This is a genomic window from Compostibacter hankyongensis (genome assembly GCF_039541075.1).
Lineage (GTDB): Bacteria > Bacteroidota > Bacteroidia > Chitinophagales > Chitinophagaceae > Compostibacter > Compostibacter hankyongensis.
The window spans coordinates 1-22,692 of the sequence record NZ_BAABFN010000009.1 but is presented as its reverse complement, the minus strand read 5'-3'; the positions used below and the strand labels follow the sequence as shown (position 1 = coordinate 22,692).

Here is a 22,692-nt window from a genome sequence, read left to right as displayed (position 1 = left end):
CACAGGTTTTATGGCTGATTTGGGCGATATGCGAGCGCCTTTGTTGAAATATATCGCCGGCGAAGCTGATGAAGAAGAAACGATAAAGGTTGAACAATGGCTTGCGGAGACGCCAGAGCACTTTAAAGAATTTGAGCGCTTATGGGATTTGTGGTACGCTGTAGGTACGGCTACCAATGTATACCGCTTTGACGTGGACCGGGCGTGGAAAGCAGTATCCGAAAACCAGGATGTCGCCGCCCAAAAGAAAACGCGTTTTGTGTCCCGGCCGATGATCGGGATCGGAATAGCCGCTGCCGTCCTGGCGATCCTGTTTGCCGCCATAGGTTGGTGGCGCAACGATCACGGGCGGCCCGGGTTCGCCGCAGGTGGGAAGGCCACCGCAGAAGATGCTGCTGCGCTGCATGACCGGCCGGAAAAAAACGGATTGAAAAACACCGATACAAAAGTTGATCTGAAAACACGGCCGGGAGAAAGGGAGCGGAGGACATTGCCGGACGGGTCTGTTGCCTGGCTGAACGGTAATACATCTGTCAGCTTCTGCAGCAGCGCATCGGGAAAAAGAATCGTATACCTTACCGGCGAGGCTTTCTTTGACGTGAAGCAGTCGGCAGAACATCCTTTTATTGTGAAAACGGCATATGCCACGATCAGCGTGCTGGGTACCCGGTTTAACGTAACGGCTTACGGGAATGACTCACTGACCGAGGCCGTGCTGACCCGGGGCGCCATTGCCTTCAATGTGCGGGTCAATAACCACGAGATGAGCCGGAAGATCGAGCCGGGGGAAAAAGTCAGCATTAACCGTATCTCGGATCAGCTGAAGGTGATCAGCGTGGATACCTCTTTTTATTCTTCCTGGACGGAAGGGGTGCTGGTCTTTCGCAGCGAAGCTTTCGGACAGGTAGCCAGGGCCATGGAGAGAAAATACAATGTCTCATTTATTTTTCTGGACAAAAGCCTGGTGGCCAAGCGGCTGAGCGGTTACTTCGACAGGGAAACTTTGAAAGAAGCGTTGGATGCGCTGCAGCTTACCTTACCCTTCCGGTATCGTATCCATGATCGCGAGGTGGTGATCAGCCAGGACTCCGAAATGTCTCCATAGATCCATGCAGATCCTATAAATGAAAATATGATGCTGTCCTTCGTAGTATATTATTACCCGCCTTAAGTATCTGTCCAGCCGCGCGTTTACCGTCTTACCCGCAGGCCGCAGGTCTGCCCGGGAAGGGTAATGCCGTGCCTTTTACGGAAAGTAGATAAACCGGGGAGCGAACTCCCCGGCAACGAGACTGTTTTGCCGATGTTTTCCTCTTGCAAAGTCCGACATCAGCTTAATCTCCAATTCAAATCTATGCAAAAAAACAATAACAGAAGATCGCATCCTGGGCTGTCTGGTGGAGCGAAAATACTGATTGCTATGAAGCTGGCCGTTTTGCTAACGCTCGTTGGAATACTTGATGCATCTGCCGCTGCTTATTCACAAAGCGATAAGGTAACCCTGAATGTTGAAAATGCCACTATTGTGGATGTGCTCAGTAAGCTCGAGGGACTAACCGATTATCATTTTATCTATTCCCTTGATCTGGTAGCCGATAAAAAGCCGGTTTCCCTGAATGTAAAAAAGGAACCGCTGAAAAACGTCCTCCGCAGCATGCTCTCCGGTAACGGGGTAGACTATAAGCTGCTGAACAACCGCCTGATCGTCATCACCCCAAAGAAAGAGCTGGCTTCGTTAAAGCGGATGAGCGTTATCATGCATGCCATAACCGTTCACGGTACGGTGAAGGATGATAAAGGTATTTCCCTCACGGGCGTGACCGTGCGGGTCAAGGGTACGGGTGTCGGCACGGTAACCGACGTGAACGGGACCTTTTCGCTCGATGTACCGGAGCTGAACGATACGTTGGTATTCACTTATGTGGGTTATATCACCAAAGAGGTGCCTGTCGGCGGTCAGACCAGTCTTGACGTGCGGCTGGAGTCCTCATCCAAGGCGTTAAAAGACGTGGTGGTGATCGGCTACGGCACGCAGAAAAAGGAAGACCTTACCGGGGCTATCTCCAGCGTGACCAGCGAGGACATCGAAAAAGTACACGGCGGCTCCACCGTGAGCACCTCCCTGGCCGGAAAGATCAGCGGTCTTTCCTTCCGCCAGTCTGAGGGCCGTCCCGGCGCTTCGGCCGGCATTCAGATCAGGAACATGGGCACACCGCTCTATGTGATCGACGGCGTGGTAAAAGACGAAGGCCAGTTCAACAACATCGCCCCCAATGATATCGCCAGCATCTCGGTGCTGAAGGATGCCTCGGCGGCCATTTACGGGGTACGTGCGGCCAACGGGGTAGTCGTGGTCACCACCAAGCGGGGCAGCCTGAACATGCCCACCCGTGTCAGGATCGATGCCTACACCGGCTGGCAGAACATGTTCCGCTATCCGAACGATGTGCTGAATGCTTACCAGTGGATGGCGGCGGCCGCCGACGCCCAGATGAACGGCGGCGGCAGTACCAATATTACCCCCGAGGAGCTGGAAAAATGGAAGAAAGGCACCGAATACGGATACCAGAGCTTCAACTGGCGCGATTTTATTTTCCGGAAAAACGCTCCCCAGACCTCGGTAAACGTAAACGTATCCGGCGGCAGCAAGACGACCAACTATTATTTTTCCGTTACCCGGCTTAACCAGGATGCCGTGTTCCGGCAGTATAATTTCAACCGCACCAATATCCAGTCCAATATCGATACCCGCATCGGGGAAAGACTGAAGGTGGGGATGGATATCAACGGCAGGATAGAGCAAAGAAAGAATCCCGGTGTGCCGGGTGTGGATGACTACTGGGAGCCCCTGTTCGCCGTCATGCGTAATCCGCCCACCGAGCATCCCTATGCCAACAACAATCCCGAGTATCTCAATGATATCGGCCACAACAACGACAATGCCGCTTTGTGGACCTATGCGCGTTCGGGCAAATGGCAGTCGGACTGGCGGGTGCTGCAGACCAACTTCCATGCAGATTACGACCTGCCCGTAAAAGGCCTTTCGGCCAGGGCTGTATATTCTTACTATTATGCCAACCAATACCTCACCAACCATGAATTTACCTACGATGCTTATATCTATAATCCTGCCGACAGCAGCTATACCCCGCATGGCGGCAGCGCCAACCCCTGGCAGGAACGCCAGCAGGACCTGGTCACCGAAAGCGATCTGCAGGGACAGCTCAGCTATAACAACAGCTTCGGTCAGCATACCATAGGCGCTACCTTCGTCACGGAGTGGTACCAGCGCCGGACCCTCAGCAACTGGCTGCACGATGTGCCGCCTGTAAACCAGCTGGACATCATCCGGGCCAATACTATCGATCAGTATAACGATCATGACGATGAGGAGGCGCGCATCGGCTATATCGGCAGACTTACCTACAACTATGCCGGCCGGTATTACCTGGAAGCCTCCGGCCGTTATGATGCTTCCTGGAAGTTTGCCCCGGGCAAGCGCTCCGGCTTTTTTCCTTCCTTCTCGGCAGGATGGCGCTTTACCGGCGAGCCTTTCTTCAAGTCGCTGACGGGCTCCGGCAGCGTCCTTGACGATGCCAAGCTGCGCGTCTCTTACGGGCAGCTGGGGGATGACAATATCAACGAAGGTATCCCGGTTGACGATCCGCGGTATATCGATCCCTTTGGCTATATCCCGGGCTACCACTTCGGCCAGGGTACCGTGATCCTCGACGGTGAAGCCGTCACCAGCTCGCGGGATGTGGGCGAGCCTATCACCAGCGTATCCTGGTTCATCAGCCACATCTTTGATGTCGGGCTGGACTTTTCTCTCGGGAACGGGAAGCTTACCGGATCGCTGGATTATTTTTACCGCAAACGCACCGGCTTGCGTGCCCCCAAATATGATGTGGTGGTGCCCAGTGAGCTGGGCTATACCCTGCCGGATGAGAACCTGAACAGCGATGCCCAGGTAGGTGGCGAGGTGGCGCTGAGCTACACCAACAAGATAGGAGGGCTCCGGTACACCGTCTCCGGCAACATGTCCTATTCGCGGAAAAGGGACCTGCAGACCTATAAGCCTACCTGGGGAAATTCCTGGGATCATTACCGTAATTCCGTTGAGGAACGCTGGGCAGGCATTTTCTGGGGGTATGAAGTCACCGGTCAGTTCCGCTCGCAGGAACAGATCAACAACTATCCGGTGAACATTGACGGGTTCGGCAACAAGACGCTGCTGCCCGGCGACTTTATCTATAAGGATGCGAACGGGGACGGTGCCATCGACGAATATGATATGCGGCCCATTGGTTATAATACGGCCGGACAGCCGGCGCTCTACGGCGGTTTGAGCATTACCCTGGGCTGGAAGGGCATTGACTTTACCGCCGATTTCTCCTATGCGGGCCTCTATTCCTATAACCGCAACTGGGAAGCCCGCTGGCCTTTTCAGAACGGCGGCAACCTGCTTAAGGACTATACCGACCGCTGGCACCGCGAAGATCCTTTCGACCTGAACAGTCCCTGGATACCCGGCAAGTATCCGCCCCTGCGCTTCAATGACTCCGAGCACAGCAACTACAATAAGAATTCTACCTGGTGGCTGATCAATATCCGGCAAGCCCGGCTGAGGACCCTCGAGCTCGGCTATACGCTTCCCGGCCGATGGACCCAAAAGGTAAAGATCGAAAAGGCCCGCATCTATCTCAACGGTTATGACCTCTTCTCCTTCGACAACCTCAAGAAGAACGCCAGCTTCCTGGATCCGGAAGTAAGCGCTGACAACGGTCTGCAATACCCGCAGAGCAAGTTTGTGAACGTAGGCATTAACCTGACTTTCTGACCCTTAAAACACGAAGCGATGAAGAAACTTTGTCTTATACTGCTTGTCGTTACTGCCGCCCTGGGGTGTAACAAAATGCAGGACGACTGGCTGGACAAAAAACCGACCGACGTACTGCTGAACGATCAGGTATGGTCAGATCCCAAGCTGGTCTTTTCCGTTCTGGCCGACCTGTACGACCGTATTCCCGACTATCAGCAGCTGGAGCAATTTGCCAACTTTGCCGATTTCGACGAAGCCTTTGCCTCGAGCTACGGCGACTACCACCGGCATCAGAACCAGACCTACGATTATACCTCCGGTAACTACTGGGACTATGGTTACATCCGCGATATCAATCTGTTTATCCAGAAATGCCGGCTTGCGGACAAGCTCGACTCTACGGACCGCAACCGCTTTTTGGCCGAGGCGCAATTCCTGCGGGCCAATGTCTATTTCGAGCTGGTAAAGCGGATGGGCGGAGTGCCCCTGATCCTCGATACCATGCATTACAACTACAGCGGGGACCCTACGTATCTGCAGCATCCGCGTAACAAGGAATCCGAGATATATGACTTTGTCATCAGCGAGCTGGACTCGACCCTCAATTTTCTCCCGAAGGATGCGGGCACCAAGTCCCGGGCTACCTGGGGCGCCGCCCTGGCGATGAAGTCCCGGGCCGCGCTGTACGCCGGCTCCATTGCCCGATACGGGGCCACTACACCCACCGTATCGCTCCCCGGAGATGTGGTGGGCATTCCGGCCGGAAAGGCGGAATCCTATTACCGTATCGCGCTGGACGCCGCACAGGAGCTGATCAACAGCCATATCTATTCCCTGTATCTGAAAAACCCGGATGACCTGCAGAAAAACTTTTCCCAGCTCTTTACAGACAAAAGCGGGAACCCGGAGGTGATCTTTGCGAAGGACTACCTGATCAGAAGCCGGACTACGCAGTTCACCGTACAGAACCAGCCTCACTCCATTACGGAGGAAGGGTCCTGGAGCGGTTTTCTGAACCCCTCGCTGAACCTGGCACAGTCGTTCGAAAAGCTGGACAACACCTTTGCCCCCTTTGCCGTAAAGGACCCCGCTACGGGCGACGATATCCCATACGACGATCCCCAGGACATCTTCAGCGGCCGCGACGCGCGCCTGGGCGGTACCGTAATCCTTCCGGGCACCCAGTTCCGGGATCAGAACCTCGACATCTGGGCCGGCTATGTGTTGGCGAACGGGAGCATCGTTACCGGCTCTACCTTCGGCCAGAAAAAGGATCTGCCGGGAAAGCCCAACGTACAGGTGGTGGGCTTCGACGGGCCCATCGATCAGCTTGAGCACGGCACGCAAACAGGATTCTATATCCGGAAATTCCTCGACCCTTCTACCGGCGCCGGACAGATCGGTACGGGCAGTGAGGTTTGGTGGGTGCGTTACCGTTATGGAGAAGTGTTGCTGAATGCCGCGGAAGCAGCCTTTGAGCTGGGACAGAAAGATCAGGCCGCCGTTTATATGAACCAGGTGCGGGCCAGGGCCGGGCTGAATGTTCCGCTCAAAGCGGCGGATATTACCTTTGACCGTGTCGTGCACGAGCGAAAGGTAGAGCTGGCCTTCGAAGGCCATGAGCTTTACGATATGAAGCGCTGGCGGCTGGCGCATAAGGTATGGAACGGCGCGTCTTCCGACCTCACCACCCTGCCGGGTAAGGCCGATGCGCCCAGCACCCGCATATTCGGGCTCTGGCCGTATAAGATTTACGATCCCGGTCACCCCGATAACGGCAAATGGGTGTTTAAAAAGGTAATGCCCAGCGCGGTTACCAACGCGCACCGCTTCCGGCTGGGCAACTATTACTCGCGTATACCCGACGATGTAATGGGCAATAACCCGAAGCTGATCCAGAACCCTAACCAGTAATCCTTACGGCGAATTGTTTGTAAAAGCAAAACTTTTGAAATGAGAAAAAAATCAGGATATATCACCGGGCTGTGTTTCCTCTTACTGATCGGAGCCTGCAAGAAAGACAACTACGATCCCCCGGGATCAAAGTTTACCGGCGCTTTGGTGTACAAGGGTGATTCCGTCCGGGTCAGCTATGGAGATGTCACCTTCCAGCTTTGGCAGTCGGGATGGGGCAAACTCACGCCCATCAATGTGAACGTGGCGCAGGACGGATCCTTTTCCGCCTTGCTGTTTGACGGGGATTACAAGCTGATCATCCCGCAGGGCCAGGGCCCCTTCCTGCAGGAGCTGAACCCGGACACCCATTCGGACACCATTCCCGTACACCTCAGCGGAAACCAGCGCATGGATATCGAAGTGCTGCCCTATTACATGATCCGGGACCCGTCGTTCACCGCAGCGGGAAGCAAGGTAACCGCGGTATTTAAGATTGAAAAGACCGTTACCGACAACCGTGCGAAGGATGTTGAGTATGCAGAGCTCTACGTCAGCAAAACGCAGTTTGTGGATACCCGTACCAGCATCGCTACCGCCCGGGTCGGCGGGGGCGATATCGCCGATATGGATCATGTCAGCCTGAATGTGGATGTGCCTGCGCGTACCCCTGCGCAGTCCTACGTGTTTGCCCGTGTCGGCCTCAAGATAGCGGGAGTGGAAGACATGATCTTTACACCCGTTACCCGGATATCCCTGGAATAAATGTCCGGAATGCTCCGCCGCTGTTCGTTTGCGTCGTCCGCTTGTGAGGGACTGAAGAGGGGGTTGTTCAGCTTCTCCGGAGCACGGCAGTGCTGCCGTCTTCCTGTCCGATGATAACGGTATCGGCTATATCAATAAAAAGTCCGTTTTCCACCACGCCGGGAATAAGGTTGAGCGTAGTATGCAACGCTTCAGGCCGGGGTATGCTGCCGCAGTGGCAGTCCAGGATATAGTTGCCGTTGTCGGTGATGTAGGGCTGCCCGTCTTTTTCCCGCAGGGCGGGATTCAGCTCCAGTGCGGCCAGTCTGCGGAAGGTCAGCTCCCAGCCGAAGGGCACCACTTCCACCGGCAGGGGAAACCGGCCGAGCACCGGCACCTTTTTGGCGGCATCGATCACCACGATCATGCGCCGGCTGGCCGTGGCGATGATCTTTTCCCGCAGCAGGGCGCCCCCGCCGCCTTTGGTGAGCTGGAGGTGGTCGTCCACCTCATCCGCCCCGTCGATGTCCAGGTCGATGTGGGTGATCTCCGGGAAAGGCACAATCGGGATGTTCAGTTCCCGCGCCAGGGTTTCCGAAGCCACCGAGGTGGCCACGGCACGGATATCCAGCCCGGCCTTTACCCGTTCCCCGATCTTTTGGATCGTCCAGTAGGCGGTGGAGCCGGTGCCCAGTCCTATCGTCATGCCCGGCATGATAAGATCCGCGGCTTTTTCCCCTGCTGCTTTTTTTGCAGCTGTATGTTTATCCATGAAAAAAAAGTAAGCTTGGAGATACGGAAGAAGGTAGCAGCTTAATGTTGGCTGCGTTGCTTCTTCATGGCGGCCATACCCCCTTTTTTGCAGCATGGCGGCAGCCTGGCATAGGAATCGGCGTTGGCCGTTACCGTGTCGGCATCATAGCCGAGGTTGGCGATGGCTGTACGGAGATTGGGCGCTGTATTGCGGTCCGTATAATACTTTACCGTCACCAGCTTGGTATGGGTATTTACGTTGAGGTAAGTAATGCCGGGCTCGCGTTTGAAATAATCCTCCACCCGCTTTTTACAGATAGGACAAGGTTCTATGCTGGTCTTTATCTTCAGCGTTTCGATACCTTTCTGCGCCTGGGCGAATACACCGCCGGCCACGGCAAGACAGGTGATCAGGAGGACTATTTTTTTCATAACAGGTACATTAGAAGTTGAGCTGCAAAGATAACAAAATCGTTTACTTGCCCCACCGCTCGGGCGCCTGCCGCCATTCGAGCAGGGTGGCCAACTGCTCTGCGCCGATCATACCCCGGCTTTCCGCCAGCCCGATCAGCGTTTCATAGTTGCTCAGCGAGCGGAAGGGGATGCCTGCGGTCTCAAAGGCCTTTTTGGCCACATCGAACCCATAGTTGAACACCGATACCAGTCCGATGACCCTGGCCCCGGCCGCCTGTAAGGCCTCGCAGGCTTCCAGGCTGCTTTTGCCGGTAGAGATCAGGTCCTCGATCACCACGACCTGCCGGTCTTTTTCCAGGAAACCCTCTACCTGATTGCCCAGCCCGTGCCCCTTGGCCTTGCTGCGGACGTATACGAAGGGCAGCTTCAGCTGGTCGGCCACCAGCGCCCCGTGGGGGATGCCTCCGGTGGCCACGCCCGCGATTACCTCGGCATCGGGATAGGTCTCGAAGACGGTATTGCTTAGCTCCGATTTTATAAAATCGCGCACATAGGGAAAGGACAGGATGCGGCGGTTGTCGCAGTACACCGGCGACTTCCATCCCGAAGCCCAGGTAAAGGGAGTTTGTACATTCAGGCGGATGGCGTTAATTTGTAAAAGCTTTTCCGCTACAGATTGTTCGTTCGTCATAACAGCGGCAAACCTACGGAAAAAAGGCGAACCCCCTGACCCCTACCCCCCGGGCCCCTAAAGGGGGGATAAGGCGAAAGGCAAAGGGTGAAAGGTAAAAGGTAAAAGGCATTTTTTTAAAAGGCATTTAATTTAGCTGATGAAAACGATATATGTATATGGCAAGCCGGTAGTGTTGTGCCGGACCGCCGATGAAGCCCTGCCTCACGCACTTGAGGAGGCGCAGCTGATCCGCCTGAAAGAACCCGATCCCGGTAGTATGCCCGGGCTGCTGCAATCCCTGCGGGACGGAGCGGCAGGATATATCTGGGAAAGCGATGCGCCGGAACGGCTGATGGAGCGCCTGTCCGCCGCCTTTACCCTGATCCGCGCCGGAGGAGGCGTGGTGCGGGATACGGATGGAAATATGTTGCTGATCTTCCGGCAGCGTCACTGGGACCTGCCCAAGGGAAAGCAGGACGAAGGGGAGGATATCCGGGACTGCGCGTTGCGGGAAGTGCGGGAGGAGACCGGTCTGCAAAATCTCCGGATCACGGAGGAGCTTGGCGATACCTGGCATACCTATGAGCGGGACGGAAAAAGCATCCTGAAGCAGACGAGCTGGTTCGGTATGCTGTTCACCGGTACGGAGCTGACCATCCCGCAGATCGAGGAAGACATTACCGATATCCAGTGGATCAGCCCGGCGAATGTTCACCGGTACATGCCCTTTATGTTTCCCAATGTGCGGGATGTGCTTAGAAGATGGTGAAAGGTAAAGGGTAAAAGGTAAAAGGCATTATAACGTTATCCCGGATTTGAGTCGGGGTCTCGAAGAAGAAGTTTGAAGCTGAGATCCTGAGTAAAGCTCAGGATGACGCTGCTTCAAACCTGAACCAAAAATCAGAACGCTACTCCATGACCGCCATTCGATCCCCGCTATGGACACCTTCCGAAGCCGGCGCCCGCGATGCCAACCTTACCCGCTATGTCGCGTGGCTGAAGGAGGAGTTGGGACTGGTTTTTAACGACTATGCAACCCTCTGGCAATGGTCGGTAGATCAGCCGGCGCTCTTCTGGGAAAGCCTCTGGCAGTATTTTAAGATAAAATCGTATAGTCCCTATACGGAGGTCATGTCCCGGGACCCTATGCCGCATACCCGCTGGTTCAGCGGCAGCACGCTCAACTATGCGGAGCACGTTTTCCGGAACCGCACGGATGAAAGACCCGCTCTGCTCTTTTGCGCTGAACAGGAGCCGCTGATCGCCCTGTCCTGGGCGCAGCTGGAGCAGCAGACCGCCGCCCTGCAGGCTTTTCTGCGAAATGCAGGCATACAGCCGGGCGACCGCATCGCCGCGTGGCTGCCCAATATCCCCGAAGCCACGATTGCGCTCATGGCTTCCCTGTCCCTGGGAGCGGTTTGGAGCAGCTGCTCACCCGACTTCGGGATCGGCAGCGTTACCGACCGGTTCCGGCAGATCGGTCCCAGGGTGCTGATCGCCGTGGATGGATATCGCTACCAGGGAAAGGTGTATGACCGTCTTGACGTGGTGCGGGATATCCGCGCAGCGTTGCCGACCGTGGAAAAGGTCATCCTTATTCCCGGGTCCGGCGCTGCTGAGCCGGATACGGACCGTATTCCCGGAGCGGTATCCTGGGCGACAGCCTGCAGTACTCCGCATACGGGACTCAGCTTTACGCCTTTGCCCTTTGATCATCCCATCTGGGTGCTGTATTCGTCCGGTACTACCGGCATCCCCAAGGCCATCACCCACAGTCACGGCGGCATGCTGCTGGAGCATTTGAAATACCTGCATCTGCATAATGATGTCCGGCCGGGAGAAAACTTTTTCTGGTATTCCACCACGGGCTGGATGATGTGGAACTTTACGCAGGCGTCCCTGCTTTGCGGGGCTACGGCGGTGCTGTACGACGGCAGTCCCGCTTACCCCGGTTTGGGCAGGCTCTGGGAGCTGGCTGCGGAGGCGCCTATCCATCATTTCGGCACCAGCGCCGCCTTTCTTATGGCCTGCCGCAAGGAGGGGATGCGTCCCGGCGGGCAGTATGACCTGTCGGCGCTGCGCAGCATCGGCTCTACCGGTTCGCCTCTGCCGCCGGAAGGTTTTGAATACGTCTATAACGATATCAAGCCGGATGTCTGGCTTTGCTCTATGAGCGGCGGCACAGATGTCTGTACAGCCTGGGTAGGCGGTTGTCCCTGGCGGCCGGTCTATGCCGGCGAGATACAATGCCGCTGCCTCGGCGTTGCCATGTATGCCTTTGATGAAGAAGGTAGCCCCATCGAGGGGGTAGGAGAGATGGTGGTGACCAAACCCCTGCCCTGCATGCCGGTATATTTCTGGAATGATACAGAGTATGCCCGTTACCGTGAGAGCTATTTCGAAACCTATCCAGGCATATGGCGGCATGGCGACTGGCTGCGTATCACCCCGCACGACGGGCTCGAGATACTGGGCCGTTCGGACGCCACGCTCAACCGGCAGGGCGTGCGCATCGGCACGGCCGAGGTGTACCGGGCGGTAGATAAGGTTCCCGAGATAAAAGACAGCCTGGTGCTGAACCTGGAGCGGCCCGGCGGCTCCGATTATATGCCCCTGTTTGTGCTGATGCGGGAAGGCCAAACCCTGACGCCGGAGATAGCGGTCCGGCTGAAGCAGGTGCTGCGCAGCCAATACTCGCCCCGTCATGTGCCCGACGAGATCATCGCCGTTCCGGATATTCCCTATACCCTCAGCGGCAAAAAGATGGAAGCGCCAGTTAAAAAGTTGCTGCAGGGCGTGCCGTTGGATAAAGCCGTCAACCAGGGCGCCATGCGCAATCCCGCTGCGCTGGACTTTTTTGTGCAATGGGCGGCCGAGCATCCGGACTGATCAAAAAGCTGCAAGATCAAAGCGGAGTCCATACCCGATAATCTGCAACAGTGTAGCCTTATCATCCTGTAATTTTCTAACTCAACGAGCCGGCGGATCAATCCGGTCTTTGGTTGGAGCAAAAATAAATTTGGAAATGATAAAAATTCAACTTATACTTGTTTAAGAAATTACCCTTTAACCTATCTTTTATCCATATGCGACACCCTTTACCCCCTCAGGCCATTATGGCCATTCCCTGCTTTGATTTTATTTCTCATGCCGGTCCCGAGTTCTCCGGATAACTGGCCTTCATTCATATAGCCGGAAAGTCTTCTTTTCCTCTGGCTCCTGTCAGGACCGGATTTTGCAGCTGCGATCCAAACAACAAGAATGGGAAGCTGTTGGCGTATGCCGGCAGGTGAAAGCGGCATTCTCCGGCTACAGCCAGGTGGCGTTTTGAGTTTAATGCTTTGCTTTTATGCATTAGCTAATCGCCTGTGCTTGGGTATTGATACTTAAAGAAAACAGCAGTAGCGCTTTCCTGAAAGATGTAGCAGTGACACTATTACTATCAATTGAAAACAGACGCTGATCGAAACAACGCTTGTCATTAAAAGCAGATATCCGCTGACCGAAATGGCAGATTGAAACATTAAAACCTTTCTGCGAATGAAAAAACTACTCCTTCTCCTGATCCTGGCAATGACCGTTCGCTTTGTTTCGGCTCAGAACATAGTCCCCGACAGCGGAAACGTGGGCATTGGCACCCTTATCCCTGCCGGGAACCTGGATGTCTATAACGCTTATTATACCCATGGCTATAAGTTTATGGATAACAAGATGTCCAATGCCTCCGTAGGCTTCCTCAATCCCATCGCCCTGGCACTGCGACAGGGAAAGCAGCTCTTCCTGGATGAGGAGTTCACGCTGGGAACGAACGGCGTTACAATATATGACAACGCACATTCCGGAAAGGTAACCATTACCCGTACCAATGCCATCAGCGATCTGCCGAACAACAGCGGGTACGGCCTGGAGATCCGGCATAACGGGAGTGAGGGAAGTCCTGGATTCGGCGGCTTTGTGCAGACCGTATCTTCGGCAAAGAACAAGACATTAATCCAGATTTTCCGGGCGAAGCTGCCTGCCGGATATGAGTTCTTCTATAATACCAATACTACGGGCACAGGAGGTACCAGCTACTGGCTGAGCAACACCAAAGGAACCGGCCGTTGGGAATGGTATGTCCGGGTGATGCAATGTGGTAACGGAGGCACTTTCTCTACCACAGGACACGTCCATATAGATGGTAGCCCGGCACCGACCAGCACGGCTCCGCTCGTCTGGTACATGGCATCCTGCACCACTTTTGATGTGACCGATGTTAACGGCTATACAGGCAACCAGATACTAAACCAGACTGCCACCGATCAGACCGCCGCATTCCGGATTACCGGCAGAGGTATCTTCGGGGGTAATGTATTGATCGGTAAAACCTCCCAGACCAATACGGACTATAAACTGGATGTAAACGGCAACGTCCGAGCCAACAAGGTCGTAGTCAATACTACAGGGGCGGACTTTGTATTTGACTCCGCTTATCATTTGCTTTCACTGAAAGAGGTGGAAGATTATATAGGTCGGCATGGGCATTTGCCGGAGCTTGCCCCTGCCCGGACGATGCAAAAGGAAGGGCTGAATGTCGGAGATAATCAGGTAAAGTTGCTGCAAAAGATCGAAGAATTGACCCTGTATGTTATTCAGCAAAATAAACGAATTGACTCCCTTGAAAAAAAACTATCTGAACAAAATATTGTAAGAAATGAAAAATAAGATTTACCCGAAATGGTTCTGTCTACTGCCCTTGTTGCTGTTTGTTTCTGTCACCTCGCCGGCACAAATCACGTATGATGAAACGACCAGCATAGCGGATATACCTCATGGTATACTATATCAAAGTGGCCCCGGAGCTACTAACCAAAAGAACTGGAAATATTTTTATGGCACCAAGCTGACGGTAAACGGTAACGGCCTCACCCGCAACTTTGAACTGTGTACGACTAAATATCCCTACGGAGAGATGGTTTTTAGACAATGGGATACTAATAATAACAGATGGATGCCCTGGCGGCGGTTCGTACTCCAGGATACTTTGGGTAACGTATTGATCGGCAAAACCTCCCAGACTAACACCTCCTATAAGCTCGATGTGAATGGGAATGTACGAGCCAACAAGGTGGTGGTCAATACGACGGGGGCGGACTTCGTGTTCGATTCTGCCTATCATCTGCCGGAACTGAGCAAGGTGGAAGACTATATACAAAAGCACCGACATCTTCCGGATATTACTCCCGCCTATAAAATGCAGGCAGAAGGGCTGGACCTGGGCGATAACCAGGTAAAGCTGCTGCAGAAGATCGAGGAGCTGACCTTGTATACCATAGATCAGGATAAGCGGCTTTCCGTTCAGCAGGCGACTACTCAACGACAACAAGATTTGCTGCAAAAGCAAGCCGTTCAGCTGGAAAAGCTGTGCGACCAGAATACAGCCCAGCAATCTCAACTGCAAACCCAGCAGCAGCTGCTCGACCGGCTTTCGGCGGTGGTCAAAGCGCAGGAGGCCCGCTTAAAAACCCTGGAAGAAAAACTGACCCGATGACGCATTTTTAATGTAAGACCGTGAAAACACTTTTTACCATCCTCTTGCTGACGGCCACGCTGCCCCTGACGCTGCGGGCCCAAGCTGTGGATACCGGCACCGTCCCTGCCGATAGCCCCGGCGGCCCTTTACCTTTAACCTTTCACCCTTCGCCTGCTCTGCAGCAACTGCCCGCCCGCGCGCTGACCCAGATCAATGCCAAGACCGCCCGACTGCAACGGCGGCTGAACCGGGCTTCCGAAAAAGCGCTCCGCCGCTTCTCCCGCACCCAGGCGAAGCTCTATGATAAGCTCTCCCGGGTCGACTCCCTGGCGGCAAACAACCTCTTTACGAAACAAGCCGATAAGCTCAGCCGGCTGCCCGGCGCCCTGCAGGGTAAGCTGGCCGCCCGGACCGGCAAAGCCGGGGCCCTGGCCTCGAAGATCAACCAGCTCACCGGGGGCAAGTTCTCCGCCGCGACCCACAGCTACTTTCCCTACCTGGATACCCTCAAAAACGCCCTGGGCTTTCTCCGGGGCAAAGGAAAAGGCTATCTCAGCCAGGCCAAGGGGATACAGGACCAGCTGCAGGGCTCCCTGGACCGGGTACAAACGGCCCGGCAACAGCTGGACCAGGCCGCTCAGCTCCAAACCTACCTCCAGCAGCGGCAGCAGCAGCTCCTGGACCAGCTGGGTAGCCTGGGGAACCTCGGCAACGGCAACTCCTCCCCATACGGCTTTCTCCAAAAAGACCTCCTTAAGCTCAACAAAGAAGCCTATTACTATGCCGCCCGGCTCAAAAACTACAAGGAGCTGTTCTCCGATAAACAAAAGGCCGAAGCCGAAGCCCTGGCCCTGGTGCAAAAGATCCCCGCGTTCCGGGACTTCATGAAAAAGCACTCCGCCCTGGCCGGACTGTTCAACCTGCCGGGCACGGGGATCACCCCCTCCGGCGCTACCCCCGACCTGACCGGTCTGCAGACCCGGGAAATGGTGGCCCGGGAGCTGCAGCAGCGCCTGGACGGAGCCGGACCCGGAGGACGACAGCAGATCTCCCAACAAATGCAGCAGGCCAAAGAAAAGCTCCGGGACCTCAAAAACAAGCTGCCCGGCGGCGGCAGTACAGCCGAGATGCCCAACTTCCAGCCCAAAGAGCTGAAATCAAAGACCTTCTTCCAGCGGCTGGCCTTCGGCGGCAATGTCCAGTTTGCCAAATCCACCAGCGGGTACCCGACGACCAGCGATGTGGCCGGGCAGGTGGCCTACAAGTTCTCAAAGAACGGCAGCGCCGGTGTCGGGGCCTCCTTCAAGCTGGGCTGGGGCAGCAGCATCCAAAAGATACATTTCACCGCCCAGGGAGCCGGCCTCCGGTCCTTCCTAGACTACAAGCTGAAGGGCACTTTTTACGTCAACGGCGGAGCCGAGCTGAACTATCTGAAAACCCAACCTGATGTCCCGGCCCTGAAGAGCCTGAACGGCTGGACGGGCAGCGCCCTGATCGGGCTGGAGAAGAAGTACCGGGTCTCGAGCAAGCTGAAAGGCACCCTGATGCTGCTGTACGACTTCCTGCACAACCAGCACACCCCCGCCACCCCGCCGATACTGTTCAGGATGGGGTATGAGTTTTAAAAATGAGAATTGCGCAAATAAAAAGATAAAAACATTAACGGATGAAACGTTTACTCGGGATCATTTTATTGACCTTGTTGATGACGGGAGCCCATGCGCAGGTGAACCTGCAAACGGGCAGTGCCGTGTTCAGCTTACCCATGTTCAACTGGCAGGACGACAAGAGCCGTCTTACTTCGATCATTGCGCTGAACTACAATTCCGGTAACGGCCTGAAGGTGGAAGAGATCGCCTCCAATGCCGGTCAGGGTTGGAACCTCATTGCCGGAGGGGTGATCACCCGCATGCAGGTCGGCGAGCCGGACGATCAGTGGCCCCGTCCCAAAAGAGGAATTGCAGATCAGGACAACGACCTGTCGAAATATCCCCCGGGTTACCTGTATGCTACCGTGCCGGCGAAGCAGGGCTGTCCGGAGGCCATGACCACCTATCCGATATATCATGCCAAGAACCGGCTTTACCGGGAGCATAATCTCATTGCCGAAGACCGGGAGCTGGATTACTTCTCCTTCCAGTTCAACGGCAAGTCCGGCATGTTCGTGGTGGACAGCAGCTACGGTGATATGGGACATCCGCTGGGTGATACCAAAATGAAAATATCTTTTCAGCGGGATACCACCTTGTCCGATGGCAGCCAGACCGGTATTCGTACCGTCATTACCTCCTTTACCATCCAGGATGTGGACGGGCTGATCTATAAATTCACGAAACACGGGATGTCCAAGGTAATGGAGCAGGGCTTTTGTGATAAAAATGCCACCGTCGCATTAAAGCAACCCAAATTCAAAAACGGGTTTATCTATTACCAGACCGGGTTTCCCAATCCGAATTATGTCAACCCCTGGATCATCAACAACTGGTACCTCTCCGAAATAGAAGATCCGCTGACCGGAAGAAGCATACTTTTCAATTATAACCTGCATACCATAAACAGCCGTACCGGCATAAGCATTACCTACAATCACCCGGATAAAGAGTATGTAATCGTTTCTTATAGAAACACAGTGACCCAAACCCAGGATATCGCATCGATCAGCTATCCCGACGGACATACGGCTACCTTTACTTATAATGCAGCCGAACGGGCGGATATGCCCGGGGAGCATGCCTTGTCTTCGGTAGACATCAAATACCAGAACCGGTATCTTTCGGAGTATCAGCTGAAGACCAGCTATTTTATCAGAAACCGGTATGGCACACCGGTTTCTGATTATGAAAAAAGCGTGGCCCGCCTCTGCCTTCAATCGGTGGAAAAGATAGGGGTGGACCTCAAAGAATCTTCTTCACCATATCGCTTTGATTACTATTTGGGGTCAAATAATGCGGATGATTTCGTGCCGCCGCCCTTTTTCTATGCCCGGGATATCTGGGGCTATTATAACGGCAGCGCCAGCGTAGCCTATAACGGTGCGGCTGTACCCCTGAATGTCGATATCAGCCGGCTCAACTTCAACCAGCTGAAAGGACTTTGCTTTCTGAAAAACGGGGTTGCGCTGCCGGTGCTGAACCCTAAGGCGGGATATGCCAAGAACGGCTTGCTCAAACAGATCATTTACCCTACCGGCGGTACGATGAGCTATGAATACACCCAGAACAAGGGAACCTTTACAGCCGGAGGGGCGGACCAATCGGTAGGTGGCGTACATGTTTCCCAGACCCAGGCGACGGACGGACAGCAATACGACTGCGATAACCCGCTGGTCACCCATTACAACTACGTGATGAACAGCGGCGGCACCTCTTCGCTCTGGGGACTGGAGCAGCCGGTCAACAAAACCGTGCTGAAGACCTACTATAATCCCGAAAAAAGAAGATTCCACATTACCTGGAACGGACCTTCCTGCTATTGGGACTACCAGTACCCTGGCATCCTGTCGCAGTATCAATCTATAGATCCCACGAAGTGGCAGAACACGATGTCGGCGCTCACTCCTGTGCTGGGTGCGGCCGGCGCAGTTTCTGAAGTGATGGATGTGGCCCATTATATCGCCTTCGGGTCGGGAGCCGGAGCCGTTATTGTGGACGTCATCAGTGTCGTCGCGAGTGTCGGTCTTACCTGTTTCGGCAGCAATTCGCATGATGCAACCTATACATCCTATTATAATACGGATCTCAACAATGTAAACCCCCTCCCGGCGCAGTTCAAGCGGGTGGAGATCGTTCAGGGCGACGGTGGCGCGGGAAAGACCGTACAGACCTTTACCAGCCCGGATGATTATCCCCTGTGGTGCCCCGCAGATTCAAACAAGGTATTTTCCAGCAAGCAAAGGTTTGCCCCCTGGGCCTACGGCCTGCCCAAGCTGATCACGGTTTATGATGCCGCAGGACATATGGTCCGGCAAACGGAAGATGTTTATAATATGAGCTATGCCAGGGCGGCTATACAGACCCACCATCCTATCAATCATTCAACCGGCGGTAATTTTCGACCGGCGGCGACCTTGCCTTATGACTCTCTGCTGTCCTGCAAATGTGAAGTGCGAAGCACTTCCTCCAAACGGGATGCCTATTGGACCATTGCCTCCCAGCATCCCGGAGATGGCGGCTATGGGGATTCATTACTCTATTATAATGATTACCATTTGGCACCTTCAACACTTTTGGGCGTCGATATTTATCCCGTATACACGGGAAGATTTGAACTGGACACCACGTATGAAAGAGTATACCGGAAAACAGACGCCTCAAAGTTTATTCAGACTTATACGGCATATCTATATAACGCGGATTATAATTATGAAGTTCGGAAAATAGCCGCGCAACAAAGCAATGGCGACGTATACTATAAAGATATCCGTTACAACAGTGATTTCTTTTCGGGTGCGCTAAATACGCTCACTGCACATAACATCGTCTCTGTACCAGTGGAAACAATCACCTCTGTTGAGAAGCCAGGGACTACATCCCTTAAATATTTGGGAGAACAGGTAACCGAATATGCCCAGCTGTCCAACGGGGATATAAAACCCGCCCGAATGCTAGACCAGCGGTTTGCCCAGCCTGCAGGGAACATGACGCTTTACGATGGTCCCGGTACTGATCTCTCCGCCTATAAAGTAACCGGCACCTTTACCTATGATGCCCAGGGTAACCGGATCGGAGAGCAGGACGAAGGTATGCATACGGTCAGTCATATCTATGGCTATAACGACAAATATGTGATCGCCGATGTGATCAATGCCAACCCGGTCACCGACAAGCCCGCCTATACCAGCTTTGAGGATACGGGTCTGGGCGGATGGGCGCTTACCGGAACGGCGTCCTATGCTACGAGCGCCATTACCGGCAGCCGCAGCATGACGCTTTCCGCCGGTAAAAGCCTAAAGGCTACCCTCAATACCGCCAAGCCTTATACCCTCTCGTTCTGGTCGGCCGGTAGCGGGATCACGGTATCGGGTGGCGCCACCCTGGCCAAATCCGGTCCCACCTATAACGGCTTTACCTATTACGAATATCAGATTGCACAGGGAACGGCTTCGGTAACGGTCACGGGGACCACCCGCATCGACGAGCTGAGGTTGTACCCCCAGCAGGCACGGATGAGCACCACCACCTATGATCCGCTTATCGGAAAGACATCCGAATGTGATCAGAATAACCGGATCACCTATTACGAATACGACAACCTGGGCAGGATGCGCTTTGTCAAGGATGAAAAGAAGGAAACGCTGAAGATGTACGAGTACAATAACGTATCCGAAGCCAAGCAAAACGGTTGTCCGGGGATTTATTATAACCATGCCTTGTCTGAAGTCTTCAGGAAATCCAATTGTAGCGCAGGCACGGCGCCGGATACTAACGTTTTTGTCTATACCGTACCGGCCAACAAGTATTCCTCCACCAGAAGCCAGGCTGAGGCGGATATCCTGGCAGAGATCGAGATGCTGACCAATGGCCAGGCTCAGACCAATGCCAACAGCTCCTGTATCCCTATCTATTATAACACCGCCCTTACGGTATCGGATTCCACTGAAACCTGCGATCCGGGCGAAAAAGGCGGTCTGGTAGCCTACACCGTACCGGCAGGCCGGTATTCCTCCTATATCAATCAGGCCGACGCCCAGCGGCAGGCCCAGGAAGAAGCCGATGCGAATGCCCAGGCTTTTGCCAATGATTCACTGAACAGGGCCTGCGTATTCGATTCCAGCCCGGACTGGGAAGGAGACGACGATAGCCCTTCCTACTGTGGTACTGTGGGAGATGAACAGCATAAATTCTTATCGATGACCGATCAAAATCCCAATAGTCCAACCTACAATCAATCTCAATATTTTGATATGGGACTTGATGACTCCTGCCCGGAATGCATCCCGGGTTTCACATATGATGATGACATACCAGCTTATTCAGAAAATGAGGTCTCTCTTTTCCAAGGGAGCGTCCATTTTGACTGGGCATTTAGGTATCCAGGAGGCAGGTACTGTCATGTAGGTCATCTAAACAGCAGCTGTTGTTTTCCCATGTCAAACCGCATCTTATCATTCGTATCTGGCTCCACTACCTTTCACCTTACAATCTACACAAACGGAAACGTGGACCTGGATGTGTATGCAGGACCTATTCCTACGGGATCAGTTACTTTATTCGGATCTTATTCTGTCAGTGATTAAAAACAATTTCCAATGAGATGCTGTAAAATTTTTCGCTTTGCTTGGATTGTATCCTTATGTATAATGGGCGGAGTGCGGTCATCCATCGCCCAGCAGCAATGGAATCCCAGCCATGCCATCGGCACCGTATCGGGCCAATATAACTTCTCCTATACCCAGGCGCCCGGTCAGCTGACCGAGCTCCATCCGGCCGCCATCCCCAATACCGGCCTTACCTATCAATGGTATTCCAGCGCTTCTCCTACCACCGGATTTACCGCTATTTCGGGAGCGACGCAAACGAGCTATACCATCTCATCGCCGCTCAGCCAGACGACCTACTACCGCCGGAAAACCCACAGCGCCACGTTGGGAGATCTGTATTCCAATACCATCAAGATAACCGTGGTCTCGGCAAGCTGGGAGGATATCAACTATATCCGGGAGCACGATATCCAGACCACGGCTGCCGACACCTGGCAGGCCATAGACCAGCTGCCCATCGGTCAAAAGCAGCAGACCACCACCTACCTGGACGGTCTCGGACGGCCGCTGCAAAAGGTCGGCAGGGGAACCGCCACGCCTGCCTCCGGGACCACCTGGGGCGATAGGGTGCAGTTCTTCGTGTATGATCCTTACGGCAGACAACCCAAACAATACCTGCCCTATACCACCACTGCCAATCCCGGCAAGTACAAGACGGATGCGCCTACCGCACAGCCCCAGTATTATACCAATGTGTACAACGAAACCGCGGCTTATAATAATATCACTTACGACAACAGTCCCCTGAACCGCATGCTGAACGTAAAAGAACCCGGTACCTCCTGGGCCGCTGCACCGGGAAATTCAGCGGACGATGATATGAACAGCGCCGCCGACAGCGTGCAGATCTTTTCAGTGGATTATGTGCAGGGGCATGCTCCCCTGCATACGGGAACTTACGCAGCAAATAGTCTCTACAAATCCACCTATACCGACGAAAATGGCAAAAAGATAATTACCTATACCGACAAGGCCGGACGGCTGATCCTGAAAAAGATCCAGCTCAGCAACAGCCCGGCTACCGGTCATAACGGCTGGATCTGCACCTACAGCGTGTATGACGATTTCGGCCTGCTCCGTTACAACCTGCAGCCCGAAGCCGTGAATTACCTGATGGGCCACAGCTGGTCTTTTGCCGGCGCCACCGGTACCGACATATTGAATGAGCAATGCTTCCAGTATAATTATGATGATAAAAAGCGGTTGGTCTGGAAGAAAGCGCCCGGTCAAGAGCCTCTGCAGATGATCTACGACAGCCGGGACCGGCTGGTCTTTACCCAGGACGGCAATCAGGCGGCGCGCTCTACGCCGCAATGGACCGGTACACTCTATGATGAGCTGGACCGGCCTGTCCTAAGCACCCTGTATAACACGTCCAAAACAGTGACCCAGCTGCAGGCAGACGTCGATAATGCCGTAAGTACCAGTAGCGTCACGGTGACCCAGAGCGGAGACCCTATCCAGGACCTGGTGGTCAATCACCGGGATCCCGGTATTTCTGTTTATAAAGCGCGCAACAGCATCACCTTCGCCGCCGATGCCGGGGGCAGCTTCAGCAGCGGCGCCGGAGATGAGTTTGTCGCCGAGATAGACCCGGCTGCTACTACGCCCACGGTGAGGAC

General features: G+C 54.3%; 14 protein-coding genes. 11 read left to right on the top strand and 3 right to left on the bottom strand.

Annotated features, from left to right (window positions below; genetic code table 11):
• Positions 1-10 precede the first annotated feature (10 nt).
• The 4 genes from ABD851_RS14335 to ABD851_RS14320 all read left to right on the top strand — a co-directional run bounded on the left by ABD851_RS14335 (position 11) and on the right by ABD851_RS14320 (position 7,480).
• Positions 11-1,105 (top strand): FecR domain-containing protein, encoded by a 1,095-nt coding sequence (locus ABD851_RS14335; protein WP_344980469.1) that lies wholly within the window; start codon positions 11-13, stop codon positions 1,103-1,105.
• 315 nt (positions 1,106-1,420) lie between these two features.
• Entirely contained in the window at positions 1,421-4,840 is a 3,420-nt protein-coding gene (locus ABD851_RS14330) for a TonB-dependent receptor (protein ID WP_344980467.1), read from the top strand.
• Between the two features lie 18 nt (positions 4,841-4,858).
• On the top strand, positions 4,859-6,736 hold the full coding sequence (locus tag ABD851_RS14325) for a RagB/SusD family nutrient uptake outer membrane protein (RefSeq protein ID WP_344980464.1): 1,878 nt from the start codon (positions 4,859-4,861) through the stop codon (positions 6,734-6,736).
• Positions 6,737-6,775: 39 nt separating this feature from the next.
• A complete protein-coding gene (locus tag ABD851_RS14320) occupies positions 6,776-7,480 on the top strand; it encodes a DUF3823 domain-containing protein (RefSeq protein WP_344980462.1) in 705 nt (234 codons plus the stop codon).
• 67 nt (positions 7,481-7,547) lie between these two features.
• Here the strand turns inward: ABD851_RS14320 and rpiA are convergent, their stop codons facing one another.
• From rpiA to pyrE, 3 genes are read right to left on the bottom strand one after another with little or no spacing between them, the layout of a single operon-like run.
• Entirely contained in the window at positions 7,548-8,231 is a 684-nt protein-coding gene (rpiA, locus tag ABD851_RS14315) for a ribose-5-phosphate isomerase RpiA (RefSeq protein ID WP_344980459.1), read from the bottom strand.
• 41 nt (positions 8,232-8,272) lie between these two features.
• On the bottom strand, positions 8,273-8,644 hold the full coding sequence (locus ABD851_RS14310) for a cation transporter (protein ID WP_344980456.1): 372 nt from the start codon (positions 8,642-8,644) through the stop codon (positions 8,273-8,275).
• A 43-nt stretch (positions 8,645-8,687) separates the two neighbouring features.
• Entirely contained in the window at positions 8,688-9,317 is a 630-nt protein-coding gene (pyrE, locus tag ABD851_RS14305; RefSeq protein WP_344980453.1) for an orotate phosphoribosyltransferase, read from the bottom strand.
• 139 nt (positions 9,318-9,456) lie between these two features.
• On the opposite strand from pyrE, the gene ABD851_RS14300 reads away from it, so the two are divergent.
• The 7 genes from ABD851_RS14300 to ABD851_RS14270 form a co-directional block, all read left to right on the top strand.
• Positions 9,457-10,068 (top strand): NUDIX hydrolase, encoded by a 612-nt coding sequence (locus tag ABD851_RS14300; RefSeq protein ID WP_344980451.1) that lies wholly within the window; start codon positions 9,457-9,459, stop codon positions 10,066-10,068.
• A 146-nt stretch (positions 10,069-10,214) separates the two neighbouring features.
• Positions 10,215-12,188, top strand: a complete 1,974-nt coding sequence (locus ABD851_RS14295) for an acetoacetate--CoA ligase (protein WP_344980449.1) — start codon at positions 10,215-10,217, stop codon at positions 12,186-12,188.
• A gap of 651 nt (positions 12,189-12,839) precedes the next feature.
• Positions 12,840-14,003 carry a hypothetical protein gene (locus tag ABD851_RS14290; protein ID WP_344980447.1) on the top strand — a complete coding sequence of 388 codons (1,164 nt, stop codon included), beginning with the start codon at positions 12,840-12,842 and terminating at the stop codon, positions 14,001-14,003.
• Positions 13,993-14,829, top strand: a complete 837-nt coding sequence (locus ABD851_RS14285; RefSeq protein WP_344980445.1) for a hypothetical protein — start codon at positions 13,993-13,995, stop codon at positions 14,827-14,829. The genes ABD851_RS14290 and ABD851_RS14285 overlap by 11 nt, the downstream gene beginning before the upstream one ends.
• A gap of 20 nt (positions 14,830-14,849) precedes the next feature.
• Entirely contained in the window at positions 14,850-16,436 is a 1,587-nt protein-coding gene (locus tag ABD851_RS14280) for a hypothetical protein (RefSeq protein ID WP_344980443.1), read from the top strand.
• A 41-nt stretch (positions 16,437-16,477) separates the two neighbouring features.
• Complete coding sequence (locus ABD851_RS14275; protein ID WP_344980441.1) at positions 16,478-21,046, top strand: DUF5977 domain-containing protein; 4,569 nt, start codon at positions 16,478-16,480, stop codon at positions 21,044-21,046.
• A 72-nt stretch (positions 21,047-21,118) separates the two neighbouring features.
• Positions 21,119-22,692: DUF6443 domain-containing protein (locus tag ABD851_RS14270; protein WP_344980439.1), on the top strand; the 1,574-nt coding region annotated here is incomplete at its 3' end.

Coding starts and splice junctions, on each gene's coding strand:
- pyrE (WP_344980453.1), bottom strand. CDS start 9,317: ATGACGAACGAACAATCTGTAGCGGAAAAGCTTTTACAAATTAACGCC.
- ABD851_RS14275 (WP_344980441.1), top strand. CDS start 16,478: ATGAAACGTTTACTCGGGATCATTTTATTGACCTTGTTGATGACGGGA.
- ABD851_RS14290 (WP_344980447.1), top strand. CDS start 12,840: ATGAAAAAACTACTCCTTCTCCTGATCCTGGCAATGACCGTTCGCTTT.
- rpiA (WP_344980459.1), bottom strand. CDS start 8,231: ATGGATAAACATACAGCTGCAAAAAAAGCAGCAGGGGAAAAAGCCGCG.
- ABD851_RS14330 (WP_344980467.1), top strand. CDS start 1,421: ATGAAGCTGGCCGTTTTGCTAACGCTCGTTGGAATACTTGATGCATCT.
- ABD851_RS14320 (WP_344980462.1), top strand. CDS start 6,776: ATGAGAAAAAAATCAGGATATATCACCGGGCTGTGTTTCCTCTTACTG.
- ABD851_RS14325 (WP_344980464.1), top strand. CDS start 4,859: ATGAAGAAACTTTGTCTTATACTGCTTGTCGTTACTGCCGCCCTGGGG.
- ABD851_RS14295 (WP_344980449.1), top strand. CDS start 10,215: ATGACCGCCATTCGATCCCCGCTATGGACACCTTCCGAAGCCGGCGCC.
- ABD851_RS14300 (WP_344980451.1), top strand. CDS start 9,457: ATGAAAACGATATATGTATATGGCAAGCCGGTAGTGTTGTGCCGGACC.
- ABD851_RS14310 (WP_344980456.1), bottom strand. CDS start 8,644: ATGAAAAAAATAGTCCTCCTGATCACCTGTCTTGCCGTGGCCGGCGGT.
- ABD851_RS14335 (WP_344980469.1), top strand. CDS start 11: ATGGCTGATTTGGGCGATATGCGAGCGCCTTTGTTGAAATATATCGCC.
- ABD851_RS14285 (WP_344980445.1), top strand. CDS start 13,993: ATGAAAAATAAGATTTACCCGAAATGGTTCTGTCTACTGCCCTTGTTG.